This window comes from Martelella sp. NC20 (genome assembly GCF_013459645.1).
Classification (GTDB): Bacteria; Pseudomonadota; Alphaproteobacteria; order Rhizobiales; family Rhizobiaceae; genus Martelella.
Genome location: NZ_CP054863.1, coordinates 14,069 through 27,415 on the forward strand (window position 1 = coordinate 14,069; position 13,347 = coordinate 27,415).

At 59.9% G+C, this 13,347-nt stretch carries 16 protein-coding genes; 9 read left to right on the plus strand and 7 right to left on the minus strand.

Annotated features, from left to right (window positions below; all coding sequences use genetic code 11):
* Nucleotides 1-16: 16 nt before the first annotated feature.
* The 4 genes from HQ843_RS27915 to HQ843_RS27930 form a co-directional block, all read right to left on the minus strand.
* Nucleotides 17-844 (minus strand): carbohydrate ABC transporter permease, encoded by an 828-nt coding sequence (locus HQ843_RS27915; protein WP_180902457.1) that lies wholly within the window; start codon nucleotides 842-844, stop codon nucleotides 17-19.
* Complete coding sequence (locus tag HQ843_RS27920) at nucleotides 844-1,782, minus strand: carbohydrate ABC transporter permease (RefSeq protein ID WP_180902456.1); 939 nt, start codon at nucleotides 1,780-1,782, stop codon at nucleotides 844-846. The genes HQ843_RS27915 and HQ843_RS27920 overlap by 1 nt, the downstream gene beginning before the upstream one ends.
* A gap of 66 nt (nucleotides 1,783-1,848) precedes the next feature.
* Entirely contained in the window at nucleotides 1,849-3,174 is a 1,326-nt protein-coding gene (locus tag HQ843_RS27925) for an extracellular solute-binding protein (RefSeq protein WP_180902455.1), read from the minus strand.
* Between the two features lie 47 nt (nucleotides 3,175-3,221).
* Nucleotides 3,222-4,748: a sulfatase gene (locus HQ843_RS27930; RefSeq protein WP_180902454.1), complete on the minus strand. Its 1,527-nt coding sequence runs from the start codon at nucleotides 4,746-4,748 to the stop codon at nucleotides 3,222-3,224.
* A gap of 93 nt (nucleotides 4,749-4,841) precedes the next feature.
* On the opposite strand from HQ843_RS27930, the gene HQ843_RS27935 reads away from it, so the two are divergent.
* The 5 genes from HQ843_RS27935 (at nucleotide 4,842) to HQ843_RS27955 (ending at nucleotide 7,253) form a co-directional block, all read left to right on the plus strand.
* Nucleotides 4,842-5,756: a LysR family transcriptional regulator gene (locus HQ843_RS27935; protein WP_180902453.1), complete on the plus strand. Its 915-nt coding sequence runs from the start codon at nucleotides 4,842-4,844 to the stop codon at nucleotides 5,754-5,756.
* Nucleotides 5,757-5,869: 113 nt separating this feature from the next.
* A complete protein-coding gene (locus tag HQ843_RS27940; RefSeq protein ID WP_180902557.1) occupies nucleotides 5,870-6,277 on the plus strand; it encodes an SRPBCC family protein in 408 nt (135 codons plus the stop codon).
* 28 nt (nucleotides 6,278-6,305) lie between these two features.
* Nucleotides 6,306-6,533: a hypothetical protein gene (locus HQ843_RS27945; protein WP_180902452.1), complete on the plus strand. Its 228-nt coding sequence runs from the start codon at nucleotides 6,306-6,308 to the stop codon at nucleotides 6,531-6,533.
* On the plus strand, nucleotides 6,530-6,943 hold the full coding sequence (locus HQ843_RS27950) for a DUF1801 domain-containing protein (RefSeq protein ID WP_180902451.1): 414 nt from the start codon (nucleotides 6,530-6,532) through the stop codon (nucleotides 6,941-6,943). The genes HQ843_RS27945 and HQ843_RS27950 overlap by 4 nt, the downstream gene beginning before the upstream one ends.
* A gap of 61 nt (nucleotides 6,944-7,004) precedes the next feature.
* Nucleotides 7,005-7,253: a hypothetical protein gene (locus HQ843_RS27955; RefSeq protein WP_180903580.1), complete on the plus strand. Its 249-nt coding sequence runs from the start codon at nucleotides 7,005-7,007 to the stop codon at nucleotides 7,251-7,253.
* A 17-nt stretch (nucleotides 7,254-7,270) separates the two neighbouring features.
* Here the strand turns inward: HQ843_RS27955 and istB are convergent, their stop codons facing one another.
* The 3 genes from istB to HQ843_RS27970 form a co-directional block, all read right to left on the minus strand.
* Nucleotides 7,271-8,029, minus strand: coding sequence for an IS21-like element helper ATPase IstB (gene istB / locus HQ843_RS27960; protein WP_180902450.1), 759 nt, complete (start codon nucleotides 8,027-8,029; stop codon nucleotides 7,271-7,273).
* The gene (gene istA, locus HQ843_RS27965; RefSeq protein ID WP_180903581.1) at nucleotides 8,026-9,522 is read right to left on the minus strand and encodes an IS21 family transposase; all 1,497 of its coding nucleotides are present in this window, start codon (nucleotides 9,520-9,522) and stop codon (nucleotides 8,026-8,028) included. Before istA ends, istB begins: the two co-directional genes overlap by 4 nt.
* 78 nt (nucleotides 9,523-9,600) lie before the next feature.
* Nucleotides 9,601-9,927, minus strand: coding sequence for a hypothetical protein (locus HQ843_RS27970; RefSeq protein WP_180902449.1), 327 nt, complete (start codon nucleotides 9,925-9,927; stop codon nucleotides 9,601-9,603).
* A gap of 231 nt (nucleotides 9,928-10,158) precedes the next feature.
* Here HQ843_RS27970 and HQ843_RS27975 point away from each other — a divergent pair, with 231 nt between their 5' ends.
* The 4 genes from HQ843_RS27975 to HQ843_RS27990 all read left to right on the plus strand — a co-directional run bounded on the left by HQ843_RS27975 (nucleotide 10,159) and on the right by HQ843_RS27990 (nucleotide 12,997).
* Nucleotides 10,159-10,803 carry a dihydrofolate reductase family protein gene (locus HQ843_RS27975; protein ID WP_180903582.1) on the plus strand — a complete coding sequence of 215 codons (645 nt, stop codon included), beginning with the start codon at nucleotides 10,159-10,161 and terminating at the stop codon, nucleotides 10,801-10,803.
* Nucleotides 10,804-10,814: 11 nt separating this feature from the next.
* Nucleotides 10,815-11,180 carry an ArsR/SmtB family transcription factor gene (locus HQ843_RS27980; protein ID WP_180902448.1) on the plus strand — a complete coding sequence of 122 codons (366 nt, stop codon included), beginning with the start codon at nucleotides 10,815-10,817 and terminating at the stop codon, nucleotides 11,178-11,180.
* Entirely contained in the window at nucleotides 11,161-11,634 is a 474-nt protein-coding gene (locus HQ843_RS27985; protein WP_180902447.1) for an SRPBCC family protein, read from the plus strand. Before HQ843_RS27980 ends, HQ843_RS27985 begins: the two co-directional genes overlap by 20 nt.
* A 205-nt stretch (nucleotides 11,635-11,839) precedes the next feature.
* Nucleotides 11,840-12,997 carry an HPP family protein gene (locus HQ843_RS27990; protein ID WP_246710500.1) on the plus strand — a complete coding sequence of 386 codons (1,158 nt, stop codon included), beginning with the start codon at nucleotides 11,840-11,842 and terminating at the stop codon, nucleotides 12,995-12,997.
* Nucleotides 12,998-13,347 lie beyond the last annotated feature (350 nt).

Consider the following 13,347-nt stretch of genomic DNA (forward strand, 5'->3'; position numbering starts at 1 on the left):
ACAATGCGTTTAAACTCTACTTCACCGAACCGGCGGTCAGGCCGCGCACGATAAAGCGCTGGCCGAGGAACATGAGCACGATCGCCGGCAGCGCCGACAGCACAGATGCGGCAGCCATTTCGCCATGCTGGATTTCATATTGTCCCGCATAGGCCGCTATCGCGACAGGAACGGTCATCGTGTCCTTGGCGGTCAGATTGAGGGCGATCGAGAACTCGCTCCACGAGAAGATGAAGGCGAGCAGCCCGGCTGCAATGAGCCCCGGCACGACCAGCGGCAGCAGGATCTTGCGAAACGCGGTGGTGCGCCGGCATCCGTCGATCATCGCCGCCTGCTCGAGATCTCTCGGAATATTGTCGAAGGCCGCCATCATCAGCCAGATGGTCATGGGCAGGTTGATGACGATGTGGGTCAGGACCAGCGCCGTCAGCGTGTCGAACAGGCCGATCTGGCGGAACATCACGTACCACGGGCCGACAAGCGTGATCGGCGGAACGATGTTGAAGATCAACGTCCAGGCGAGGAAGATCGCGCTGAACATGCCGGAACTGCGCCGCCACGCCAGCGAATAGGCCGCAAGTGTGCCGATCGCCAGCACGACGACCGTGCTCACGATGCCGACGATCAAGCTGTTCAGGAGGTTTTGCGGAAAATCCGAGCTTCGACCGAACAGGACCTGCTGATAGTTCGAGAATGTCGCCTCGAAGGGGAACTGCCCCATCAGGATCGCGATCTGGTATTTGAGCGAAACGACGACGATCCAGAGAAACGGAGCGGCGACGAGCAGAAGCGCGAATGCGACCAACGCCCAGATGCTTGCATTCTTTGCGGGTTTTCTGACCATCAGCGTGCCCTCGCCAGTCGACGCTGCGCCAGCGCGAAGGCGCCGAGATAGGCACAGACGATGGCAATCGTGATCAGGGCGATCAGCGCGCCATAGCCAAGCTGGTTCTGTTTGAAGAAGACCTTGTAGACGTAGAGGCTGATGACTTCGGTTGCCGTGCCGGGGCCGCCCGACGTCAGCAGATAGATCTGGTCGAACACCTTGAAGGCAACGATCGAGCGGAAGATGAAGGCGACCATCAGCGCCGGCCACATCAGCGGAATGACGATGTGGCGCAGCTTCTGGGCGTAGCTCGCGCCATCGATGGACGAGGCTTCCATGACCTCTTCCGGCAGCGCCTCAAGGCCCGCCAGCAGGATCAGGAACACCAGCGGCGTCCAGTGCCAGATATCGACGATGATGACCGCGATCAGCGCGGTGCTCGTCGATCCGAGCAGGTCCATCGGGGGAATGCCGACCAGCCCGAAAAGCCAGTTGATGACGCCGAATTCGGGATTATACATCAGCCGCCACATATTGCCGATGGCGACCGGCGGGATGAGGATCGGCAGAAGCATGCCGGTGCGCACCAGCCCGCGACCGCGCACGATTTCGCTGACGGCCAGCGCCAGCGCAAATCCGAACACCATCTCGAAGGCTGTCGCAACCAGGACGAAGATCAGCGTGTTGCCCATCGCCCTGCGGAACACCCAGTCGTCGGCGAGCTTGGCGAGGTTTTCCAGAAAAGCGGGCGTGCGAACCAGTTCGCCGCCTTCGAAGGTGATCGTCGAAGCCGCCATCTGGAACAGCTCGATCAGCGGAAACACGCTCAGCGCCAGGAAGAACGCGGCGGCCGGCAGGATCGCCAGCAGTTTGAAATGACGGTCGATGAAGGCCCATAACGGCTCGAGCGGACCCGTCTTGCCAACATGCGAGCTTGGCTGCGTCTTGTGCGACATGCAGAACTCCGGCGAAAGGGCGGGGCCGCCATTGGCGGCCCCGGATTTCTGTGTTGAAACGTCCGCTTAGAGCGGCTGCAGCATGCCGGTCTTGCGGCCGGATTTTTCGAGGATAGCGTGGATTTCCTCTGCTGCGGTATTCAGCGCTTCTTCCGGTGTCAGTTCGCCGATCAGGGCCTGGTTCAGCCTGAGGCCGAGGACTTCCTCAACCTGCGCGCCTTCCTTGTAGAGGAGCACCTGGGTCGCGTTCTCGGCAACGGTCGCGTAGGGCTCCATCCACCGATACTTGGCGTCCTGGGACAGCGGCCCGCGCAGCGTGTCGAAGCGCACCGGAATGCCGCCCGCCTCGGCGTAGAGTTGCTGCGCATCAGCGGTCATGAAGTAGTCGACGAATTCGAGGGCAGATTGTTTGCGCTCATCCGAAATGTTTTCGGGGATGGCCATCTGCCAGCTTCCGAAGACGCCTGCAGGCTTGCCGCCGGCAGGATAGGGCATCGGCGCATAACCGATCTTGTCGACCACGATCGATTTCTGCGGGTCGTCCATCTGTGCCTGGGCGGCAACAACAATGCCGGCCTGCGCGGCCTTGCCCGTGACGGTGAGCTGGATCATCTCGCTCTGACCAACGGAGCCCGGATTGTCCACGCTGCAGTCATTGTTGATCTTGAGGAACATGTTCAGCGCCTCAAGCACTTCCGGACTGTTGAAGGTCACGGTGAAGTCGCCGTTTTCAGGGTCCTTCAGGATCGAGCCGCCATAGGCGAGCATATGCGGGGTGAAGGCGAAGCGGATCGGGTTGCCGCGTTCGCCGCGCAGCACCGCGCCATACATGTCGGGCGGATTGTTGAGCGCCGCGCAATTGGCCAGCACGTCGTCATAGGTCGCCGGCGGCGTGTCGATAAGGTCGGAGCGGTAGTACCACAGATGGGCGTTGGCATTCGGGCTGAACGCCATCAGCTTGCCGCCATCGGGGGTCGGCCACTGCTTGTCCTCGTTCCAGTAGATCGAGCCGCCGGCTGTGATCGCCTCGTCGGGCAGCTTGAAGTCCGGATCGATATCGTTGAACGGTGAAAGGAAGCCGCCGGAGTAGAACTCGACCACCCAGCCATTGTCGAGATTGACGAGGTCATAGGGGCTTTCCTGCCCGCGCACGGCATTGCGGGCCTTTTCGAGCAGGCCGCCATAGGGCGTTCTGTCGATTTCGACGGTGTTGCCGGTGTCCTTCTCGTATTGGTCCACCACGGCCTCGAAGCCCGCATACCATGGCGAGCTGTTGACCAGGATGGTGATCGGCTCGGCGGCGTTGGCGGACAGCGTCGTGCCCGCCATCAGCGTGGCGATGCCGATGGCGCCGGTCCAGCCGGCTTTTGAAATCGATGAAAGCAGTCCCATTTTTTCCTCCCTTTGATCCTGTAACTGATGTCCGATGCGTAGATTCTCTAGGCCGGCGCGAGTCCGTATCGCGTGTAGATCTCTTCCGGGCAGTCATGGTCTGCAAGCACGCGGCAAAGCGCGTCCCTAAGACGGGTTTCTATGGTCTCGTCGCGAAACGGGCTTTCCTGCTGCGGATCGCCCTCAAGGTCGTAAAGCCGCGTGCCGATATCCTGGAACGCTTCGCCGTCATGGATCGGAATGCGCGCCGCGTTCATCAGCGCGTCGATCTTCAGTATCGGCATCTCCTTGGTGAAGCCGAACGGTTCCCGAAGCTCGGCGGTTTTCATTTCCTCGGAACTGAAGGGCGCGCGGATATGCAATGGCATCAGCGTGTATTCGTAAAGGCCGGGCGCATAGAGATCCTCCGGATAGATGTAATAGGCGTAGTGCCCGTCATTGACGCCGATCGGCCCGCCGAACATGCCGTAGATCGCAACTTCATGTTCGTCGTCTTCGGCAAGCACCGAACTGCCGCAGACTTCAGCAGGAACATCCACCCCGAAAAGGTCGAGCAGCGTCGGCATGAGGTCATGGGTCTGGGTCAGGCGATCCGAACGTGTGCCGCCGCGTTCCGGCGTGCGCGGGTCATGAACCATCAGCGGGATATTGGCGAGTTCCTGATAGTAGGGCTGCAAGTTCTTGCCCCACCAGTCATGCTCGGACAGCAGCAGACCGTGGTCGGTCGAAACGATCAGCGCCGTATCCTTCCACATGTCGTGCTCGTCCATATAGTCGAGCAGCTTGCCGAAATACTCGTCGCACATGGAAACGAGCGCCGCATAGTTGGCGCGGATTTCGGCGATTTCTTCCGGGCTGTCATTGACCTTGGCATAAAGCGGCCAGTCGAGAACGCCGCCGTTCCAGCCGGTCTTGTAGGCCTCCTTGAAGCGGTCCGGCGCGCGGAACGGCTCATGCGGGTCGAAGCATTCCAGCATCATCAGCCAGTTGTCGGCCTTGTGATTGACATCAAGGAAATCGAAAGCAGAGGCGAAACAGCGCGGCCCGGGAAAATCTTCCTCCTCGGTGAGGAAGGTGTTGTTGATAGCATGCTGAAAGCGCACCGCCGCACGGCCGTGCGGCTTCTCGCCTTCGCCGAAGGGATAGTGCTTGTTGGCATAGATCTCGCGGAAGCGCTCCAGCGGGGGCTCGACCATGGCTTTCCACGGGTCGTATTCCTGTCCGCGAATGAAGTCGTAGCTGGTGAAGCGGTTGTGATAGGTCGCGCCGCCATCCTCGAAATAGTGCAGATGGTCGGTCACGAGATGGCTGTATATGCCGCCATTGCGCAGGAGTTCCGGGAATGAGTTGTCGAACGGCTCGAGCGGCCCCCAGCTTCGGTGCATGAAGTTCATGCGGCCGGTATGGAGGTCACGGCGCGCCGGCATGCAGGGCAGAGAGCCGACATAGTGATTGTCGTAAACGATGGAGCGTTCCGCAAACCGATCGAAATTCGGGGTCTTCACAGACCCCAGGCCATAGGCCTCTATGGCCGTCTTGTTCAGCGAATCGAACAGGCAGAAGATCGCTCGCATACATGTCCTCCCAAAAATTCCTTGGGGGATCAGTAGCCTTAAGTAGTATTCATGACTAATATCAATTTTGAAATTGATATTGGAAAAGCCGATATGCAGGATACCTATATTCATCTGGCCCGCCGCTTTGTCGCCGTCAGCGATGCCGGCAGCATCAAGCGGGCCTCGCAGGACCTCAACCTGTCGCAGCCGGCGCTGACGCAGTCGGTACAGAATATCGAGGATATCTTCGGCTGCAGGCTGTTCGAACGCAGCCAGAAGGGCATCGTGCTCACGGCGATGGGTGAACGGCTCTACGTACGCTCGCGCCGCATGCTGGATGAACTGGCGCTGGCGCGGGAGGAGATCAGCGATCTGGCGACGGGGCGGATCGGCGCGCTCAGAATTTCGGCGGGCATGGCCTGGGGCTATTGTTACCTGCCGGATATCATCCGCAGGCTGCAGGAACAGTTTCCGGAGCTCGAGGTCGATCTCGATATCGCGGTCAGCGCGAAGGCATTGGCGGCGCTGAGGGAAGGACGCGCCGATGTCGTCTTTGGCTCCGACAACGCGACCTTTCAGGAGGAAGGCTTTGTCAGGTCCACCTTGGTGACCGTGGACTTCGCGGTTGCCTGTGGTCTGCCGTCGCCGCTGTCGAAGCGGGAAAGCGTCAAGCTCGACGACGTTTTTGAATCGCCGGTCGTGATCTATCAGGACGACACCGAACTGATCGACCGCGTCCTGACCCGCATCGAGCAGAAGGCCGGGCGATCCCTCAATATCGCGGTGAAGACCAAGTCCTTGCTGGCGACCCTGGAACTGGTGCGCAGCGGACGCTATGTCGCCTTCATCGCGCGACCGTTCCTGGAGCGGTTTTCGGGACCCGATATCAAGGTATTGTCGCTTGATGAGCCGCTCTATCAGTTTCCAACGGCGATCTATTATCGCAAGACGCTGACCCATGCCGCACCGTTCAGGACGCTTCTGGGCTTTCTTGACGAGTTCAGGGCGACGAACGGTCCTCGTTAAAGGCGGGATGTCTGGAGTGATCGTTGTTATTCGGCCCGGCAGCAGGTTCCCATACGCTCTAGATATTTCAAATACTTATCGTGCCGTTCGGCGTCGAACCCCTGTGCCGATTTATAACCGAGATTCCCCCGGAAACCAGATCCGTCGTCGTCGAGCGCGACTTCGCCGTCTCACCCGCACGCGTATGGCGGGCGCTGACGCAGCCGCATCTGATTCAGGAGTGGTTGATGAAAAACGATTTCAGGCCAGATCCGGGCGCGGCGTTTACGATGACGGGCGACTGGAGATCGGTGAATTGCGAAGTCCTGACCATCGAGGAGGAGAGGGAACTGTCCTATACGTGGCAGGCCTATGGGCTCGAGACCGTGGTGATATGGACGCTCACACCGACCTCCGCCGGAACGCGCCTCAGGATGGAACAATCTGGGTTCAAGCCAGACCAGGATCAGGCCTATGGCGGCGCGAAGGGCGGCTGGGCGATGTTCTTCGATAATCTCGAAAACGTTCTCGAGCAGCAATGACCTGCATCGGCAAGCAGAAGGAGACGAGATGACTTTCAACATCGCAATCCGGCAGTTTCACAGGTGGTCGTCGATTATCTTTATTGGCACAGTCATCGTTGCGATGGTTGCGGCGTCACGCCCCGAGCCGGCCGAATGGGTGTTCTACCTGCCATTGCTCCCCCTCATACTGATGCTGCTGACAGGCCTCTACCTGTTCGCTCTGCCCTACATGCGCGAAACGCCGGGCCTGTGTGCGGGAGGGGACCAGCGATGACCGACGCCGCAAAACCGAAGCTGCTGTCGAGCGGTAATCCGCAGATCCCCAAAGGCGACGGCGATGAAGCCGTTCAGGCCTACATCGCAGCGATGCCCGGCTGGAAACGCGATATCGGGCGCCGGCTCAACAAGATCGTGGAGCGCGTCTATCCGGAAGCGAGCAAAGCCGTCCGGTGGAATACGCCCCTCTATGGCAAGGACGATGGCTGGTTCTTCTCGATGTATTGCTACAAGCGATATGTTCAGTTGACCTTCATGCGCGGGACGTCCCTGTCACCGGTCCCTCCGGAAAGCTCGAAGACGGAAGGGACCCGTTATTTCAACATCCACGAAACAGACAAGCTGAATGAGGCCTTGATCGAGAGCTGGGTGGAACAGGCCTGTCGACTGCCTGGCGTGAAGTTGTAGCGAGCAGCAATGGGAAAGCCCCATGCGCAGTGGCACCAATTCTCGAACGGAGAGACCCGGCATGAGCATCGAGACGTGTCATGGACACAGCCTTTATTTCATTTCCACCGACGGACCGTCCCTGTGTTCGGAACAGGATGCGCTGGACCTTCTTGGCGAGATCTGGGGCACCGCGGCCGACTTTCTTGTCGTGCCTGTCAACGGCGGCGTAAAAACCGGCCACGGGGCGGAGCAAAAGTCGGCCACTTTGGACGCCGGTATGAGACCCGCGGGAGGGCGTAGCCCGAGCGGGGGTCTCATACCGGCGTAGCGATTTTCTGAAGGGTTTCAGCCAGCCTTTCTGGCGCGGCTTTGGGCGAGACGATAGCTGTCGCCATTCATTTCGAGAATGTTGACGTGGTGGGTGACGCGGTCGAGCAGAGCGCCAGTCAGTCGCTCGGATCCCAGGATTTCTGTCCATTCGTCAAAGGGCAGATTGCTGGTGATCAGGGTGGCGCCCCGCTCATAGCGTTGCGAGATCAACTCGAACAGCAGCTCCGCGCCGGTCTTTGACAACGGCACGAAGCCAAGTTCGTCGATGATCAGCAGCTTGTATCCTGCCATCTGCTTCTGGAAACGTAGGAGACGCCGCTCGTCACGGGCCTCCATCATCTCGCTGACCATGGCAGCTGCTGTGGTGAAGCCAACGGACAGGCCCTTCTGGCAGGCGGCCAGGCCAAGGGCGAGCGCTATGTGCGTCTTCCCGGTTCCGCTGGGGCCGAGAGCGATGACGTTCTCGCGACGCTCGATCCATTCGCAGCGGGCCAGATCCAGCACCTGCATCTTGTTGAGCTTCGGTATGGCGGTAAAATCGAAACTGTCGAGGCTTTTGACAACCGGGAATTTGGCTGCCTTGATACGGCGCTCGACCTTGCGGCGATCCCGTTCGATCATTTCCCGCTCGGCAAGCCGGGTGAGGTATCCGATATGATCAACGCCCTCGGTGGCGCAAAGCCGGGCCAGTTTCTGATACTCCCGCTGGAAGGTCGGCAGCTTCAGGCTCTTGAGGTCGTGGGCAAGCAGGATCTCGGGTGCTTCGGTGCTCATGCCGCTTCTCCCTTCCCCGATGACAGGAGGCCCATATACGCCTTCGCCGATGTCGTCTCCACGGTTGCTCTCGGCAGGTAGGGATAGATCGACAGATCAAGTGGCGGCGGCCGGCGCTCCACCCGGCAAAGAATCAGATGTTTGACGGCGTCGAAGCCAATCGCACCGAGATGAATGGCTTGCTTGATCGCCGCATGCAGGTCAGCCATATCGAAGCTTTCCAGCAGTCGAAGAACCTGCACGTATTCTCGCCGGCCATGCTTTGCCATGCGGCCTTCCATCAGACGGCACAGTGTCGCGAACTCCTCCGGCAGATCCCAGCCCTGCAAAGGGGCTGCCTGATCCAGCGCATTGATCTTCTGCTCGATCAGCGGCAGGTAATGCACAGGGTCGAAGATGACATCCTCCCGATCAAAGCTCCTGGGATGGCGGGCGATGATCTCGCCGCGGCAACCAATCACCACCTTGTCGACATAGCCTCGGACCCAGACGTCCTGGTGACCGTAGGCGACGGGTACGGAATAGTCGTTCGTCTTGTAGCGAACGAGAGACTGTGCCGTGACCCTGGCGCTGGCCTGATCGCAGGCGTCAAATGGGGAGGCTGGCAAGGACTGCATGGCAGCCAGATCACGCTGCAGCCGTTCACCGATCATCTCGCTCTCACCACGCAGCCTGTCGCGCTGGCGCTTGCGGCACTGTTCTTCCAGAAAGGCATTGAACGCATCCCACGTTGGAAACTGCGGGATGGGGACCATGAAGTTACGCCGCGCATAGCCCACAAGGCCCTCGACATTCCCCTTGTCATTACCCTTTCCGGGGCGGCCATAGCGATCCCGGATCAGATAATGGGACAGGAACCCGCTGAACAGTGTTGCCCGCTTGCGCGTGCCATCAGGCAGGATCTTCGCCACAAGGCAGCGGTCATTGTCATAGACGATTGATGGAGGCACGGCCCCGAAGAAGGCGAACGCATGGACGTGGCCATCGACCCAAGCCTCGGCTACCGCCGCCGGATAAGCCCGCACATAGCAACCGTCGCTATGCGGAAGATCGAGTACGAAGAAATGGGCTTTCTGCTCGACACCGCCGATCACGACCGTCGCCTCACCGAAATCAGCCTGCGCATGGCCGGGCGGATGAGAAAGCGGCACGAAGACTTCCTGACGGCGCTGTTCCCGCTCCCGGATATAGCCCTTGATAATCGTATAGCCGCCGGTGAACCCGCACTCATCACGAAGCCGGTCAAACACACGCTTGGCTGTATGGCGCTGTTTGCGCGGTACGTGTCTGTCTTCGTCCAACCAGTGGTCGATCGTTGAAACGAACGCGTCCAGCTTCGGCCGCCGGACCGGTGATTGTCGCTGATAGCCAGGAGGCGTCGAATACGACAACATCTTCGCTACGCTGTCGCGGGATATGTTGAAGTGCTTGGCTGCCTGACGTCGGCTCATCCCTTCCGAGACGGCCAGACGAACCTTCAGATAAAGTTCCACGGTGTAGATCCTCTGTCCCTCCTGCGCTCATTGCAGAAGGAAAATAGGTGGCCGGATTTTACTCCGCCCGCGGACGAATTATTCCGCCGCTTCCGTGGCCGACTTTTGCACCGCCGTTCTCAGATGAGATTGGCGGTGCCAAAATCGGCCACAGAAGGCATCTTCCTGGGCGACAGTGTCCCATTCGCCCAATATCGCCTCGCTTTGGTTGAGGACGGTCAGGTCCGTGACCAGCCGGCCGTCAGCCCAGCCGCCGCCCCACACACCGAAATCGAAGGGAATGAAGCGCTGCAGGTTATTCAGTACGCGCAGACGCAGTTCGTCGGGCGTGCATTCCGAGGCGTCATGGTAAAGTTCCAGCAGAAAATCGCTGAGCCCTGATGCGTTCTCCGTTCCGCCCATCACGACAGGAGCCTCCCCGTAAAATGTTCCGCTCGGGCAAGCATATACAGAAGACGGGCAAAGCTGAATGCCATGAGCGGCAGAAGAACTCAGGGCGGGTTAGCCTTCGCTTCGATCCTAGCGCTTGAGGAGCATCCCTTATTACCGGGAACGTTTGGAGTTCACTTTCCTCTTGAGCGAAGTACTCGGGCATGATAGTTGGCTAAAAGGAAAACTATCATGCCGGAGGCTGGAATGCGCGTTGTCATTTTGAATTTCCTGTCGCTCGATAGGGTCTATCAGGGGCCGGGATCCCCCGATGAGGATCGGTCGGATGGTTTCGAACGCGGTGGCTGGTTTGTGCCTTTCGTTGATGCGACCCTGGAGAAACGCGTGGAAGAATGGGCGGCGACAGCATCCGGATTTCTGTTCGGAAGACGGACCTATGAAGAGTTTTCGGCTGTCTGGCCCGCCATTACCGATCCAGCCGATCGCAACGCCGCCCGGCTCAACACGCTTCATAAGTATGTCGCGGCCACCTCCCCAGTCGATGTCGCCTGGGGGCCGGTCACGGTTTTGGACCGCGATGTTGAAGCCTCGGTCGCCGCCCTGAAGCGGGAGGAGAGCGGCGAACTTCAGGTGCATGGCAGCGGCAGATTGGGCCGGTCTCTCCTGGCTGCGAACCTCGTCGATGAACTGCGTATCGCGATCGCGCCGGTGATTGTGGGCCAGGGGCGAAAGCTGTTTGGCGACACGCGAGCGCCATCAGGTTTCAAACTTCTTTCCGAGGAGCGAACGCCATCGGGTCTCATCATGTGCCGTCTTGAGAACACGGGCAATGGGTCGGCTGGAACATATGTGCGCGGGCAGACCAATCTGGCCGGCGCCGCACAGGATTGAGGAGCAGGTTGATGGCAACAGCCGCATCGCAGATGCCCGACGATCTCAGTTCGATCTTCCTGGCGCTCGCCGATCCGACGCGCCGTGCCGTCATTGCCCGCCTAGGGCAGGGGCCGGCCAGCGTCAGCGAACTCGCAAGTCCTTTCGACATGGGGCTGCCTTCATTCATGAAGCATATTCGGCTTCTTGAAAACAGCGGGATGATCCGGACCAGAAAGTCGGGGCGAACCCGCACCTGCGTGATCGATGGACCAGGCCTTTCCAATGCCGAGCGGTGGTTGGCGGAGCAGAGAAAAATATGGGAAACCCAGGCCGATCGGCTGGAGGCTTTTGTAATGCTGGAACAGGAGGGCAGAAATGCAGACAGTGATCGCTGAACTCGATCTCGAGGTATCCCGGATCATCAAGGCGCCGCGGGACCGCGTATGGAACGCCTGGGTGGATCCGGAACGCCTTGCAAAATGGTGGATACCACATCCCCTGATCTGCCGCGTCGTCAGCCTGGACGTTCGTCCCGGCGGAGCGTTCGTCACTGAAATGAGCGAGAATGACGGGCCGTTCGTGCCGCACCTCTCGGCCTGCTTTCTCGATGTGCTGGCCGGGAGACGCATCATCTACACGAACGCGCTGACCGGAGGCTGGCGACCTGCCGCAAACGGCTTTGTGACGGCGATCATCACCCTTTCCGATCATCCAGAGGGCACACATTACCGCGCGCAAGCGCTGCATAAAAGTCGTGCCGATCGTGAGAAACATGAAGAACTCGGGTTTCACGATGGCTGGGGCACCGTGGTGGCGCAACTGGCAGAACTCGTCGAGACCAAGACATAGTGGCAAGAGAGACTGGAGCGCATTCGGTCAAGGTGGAAGCATCCTGCGCCAGGACCATAGGCGAAGGTGCAGTGGTTGGGATATTTGCTCGGCATGGTCTGTTGCACACCCGTCTGCATCGACATAACGAGGAGAACGATCATACGACCAGACCGATCTGGTCCAGATCGCGGTAGAATGAAGCTCGGTTGCCATGACGAAATCAATGACAATCACAGGCCGTCTGATCCGGGCTATCGGGCCCGCGATGGCGCCCATTTCCCTTCGGGAATCCATCCGGGCGGGTCTCGGCGCCACGCTCGGTCTTGTCATCGTGGGACTGTTCGTCCTGGCGCCGACAGTGGATCTCAGGCTCGGGCTTTATCTCGTCGCGCCCTTCGGCGCGACTTCGGTTCTGATCTTCGCAGTGCCCAACAGCCCGTTGGCCCAGCCATGGTCCGCAATCGTCGGCAATACGCTTGCCGCAATTGTCGGCGTTGCCGTGTGTCTCACCGTTTCGGAGCCGTCGCTCCGCATCGCCCTGGCTGTGGGCATTGCGATTGCGCTCATGAGCCTCGCCCGCGCCGTCCATCCGCCGGCCGGGGCTGTCGCCATGACCGCGGCCATGAGCCCCGATGCCATTCAGGAACTAGGGTTTCGTTTCGCCATCACGCCCGTGGCAACCGGAACAACGCTTCTCGTCCTCATCGCCTGGATCTACGCGCGCACGACCGGACGGCGATACCCATTCCGGCAGTTCGAGGAGCAGAATGTCCAGGGAACGAGCGATCAGCCGCCTGCCGAGCGCCTCGGGCTGAGCGAGGCCGAACTGGTCGATATCCTGCAACGGTATCGGCAGTCCCTGAACCTCGGCGTAGAAGATCTGGCAAGGCTCATCGGAGCGGCGGAGCTGCAGGCAGCCAGCCATCAGACCGGCGCCATGACGGTCACCGACATCATGTCGCGCAATCTGATTACGGTCGGTCCGGACACCACGCTGTTCGAGGTCGCGGATCTGTTCGAACGCCACAGGTTCACGTCACTTCCGGTGGTCGGACCGGGCGGGGAATTCGTGGGCGTGATCTTTCAGATCCACCTCATCAGTCAGGCTGCGAGAGAGGGCTTGAAGCACGATCGCAGCTTCATTCCCGCGTTCCGGCACATGCTCGGTCGCGAACAGATCAAGCCGACAATCGCCCGGGACATCATGCAGGTGCGCGGTCCGCGCGCGGCGGCAACGACCCCGTTGAGCGCCTTGCTGCCGATGATGGCCGATGGAGAGGTCGACGCGGTTCCGGTGCTGGAGAACGATCGCATCATCGGCATCGTGACGAGGACAGACCTTATCGCCGCGATGGCGCGAAGCGCTGTACGCGAGACGTAGTTTCCCGGACCGCTTTTGGCGGGCTGCCACGCTTTACTGCGTGAACCCAACCTTCCGCTTTGGAATCCTGGCTCAAAATGACCAGAATGAAGTCGGAAACAGCCATGGAGACCTGCCCGCGCTTAGTGGCGGCAATTTCATCAGCCAGGGGCGACGTCGCCGTTCGGCCACTGGCAGTTTATTCAATTGAATATCATTTCGACGGGGTCGTTGGTTCGTATCCCATAATGACCTTTGAAGCGGTCCATCTATTCGAGCTGTGTCTTTCTAGGTTTCGCGGTCCCAAGCCGAACTTTCGAGCTGGAGAAGAGCGATCCGCGTCTTGGCCGAGGCAGCGGGCTTGCGGCCTC

Coding starts and splice junctions, on each gene's coding strand:
- HQ843_RS27915 (WP_180902457.1), bottom strand. CDS start 844: ATGGTCAGAAAACCCGCAAAGAATGCAAGCATCTGGGCGTTGGTCGCA.
- HQ843_RS27920 (WP_180902456.1), bottom strand. CDS start 1,782: ATGTCGCACAAGACGCAGCCAAGCTCGCATGTTGGCAAGACGGGTCCG.
- HQ843_RS27925 (WP_180902455.1), bottom strand. CDS start 3,174: ATGGGACTGCTTTCATCGATTTCAAAAGCCGGCTGGACCGGCGCCATC.
- HQ843_RS27930 (WP_180902454.1), bottom strand. CDS start 4,748: ATGCGAGCGATCTTCTGCCTGTTCGATTCGCTGAACAAGACGGCCATA.
- HQ843_RS27935 (WP_180902453.1), top strand. CDS start 4,842: ATGCAGGATACCTATATTCATCTGGCCCGCCGCTTTGTCGCCGTCAGC.
- HQ843_RS27945 (WP_180902452.1), top strand. CDS start 6,306: ATGACTTTCAACATCGCAATCCGGCAGTTTCACAGGTGGTCGTCGATT.
- HQ843_RS27950 (WP_180902451.1), top strand. CDS start 6,530: ATGACCGACGCCGCAAAACCGAAGCTGCTGTCGAGCGGTAATCCGCAG.
- HQ843_RS27955 (WP_180903580.1), top strand. CDS start 7,005: ATGAGCATCGAGACGTGTCATGGACACAGCCTTTATTTCATTTCCACC.
- istB (WP_180902450.1), bottom strand. CDS start 8,029: ATGAGCACCGAAGCACCCGAGATCCTGCTTGCCCACGACCTCAAGAGC.
- HQ843_RS27975 (WP_180903582.1), top strand. CDS start 10,159: ATGCGCGTTGTCATTTTGAATTTCCTGTCGCTCGATAGGGTCTATCAG.
- HQ843_RS27980 (WP_180902448.1), top strand. CDS start 10,815: ATGGCAACAGCCGCATCGCAGATGCCCGACGATCTCAGTTCGATCTTC.
- HQ843_RS27985 (WP_180902447.1), top strand. CDS start 11,161: ATGCAGACAGTGATCGCTGAACTCGATCTCGAGGTATCCCGGATCATC.
- HQ843_RS27990 (WP_246710500.1), top strand. CDS start 11,840: ATGACAATCACAGGCCGTCTGATCCGGGCTATCGGGCCCGCGATGGCG.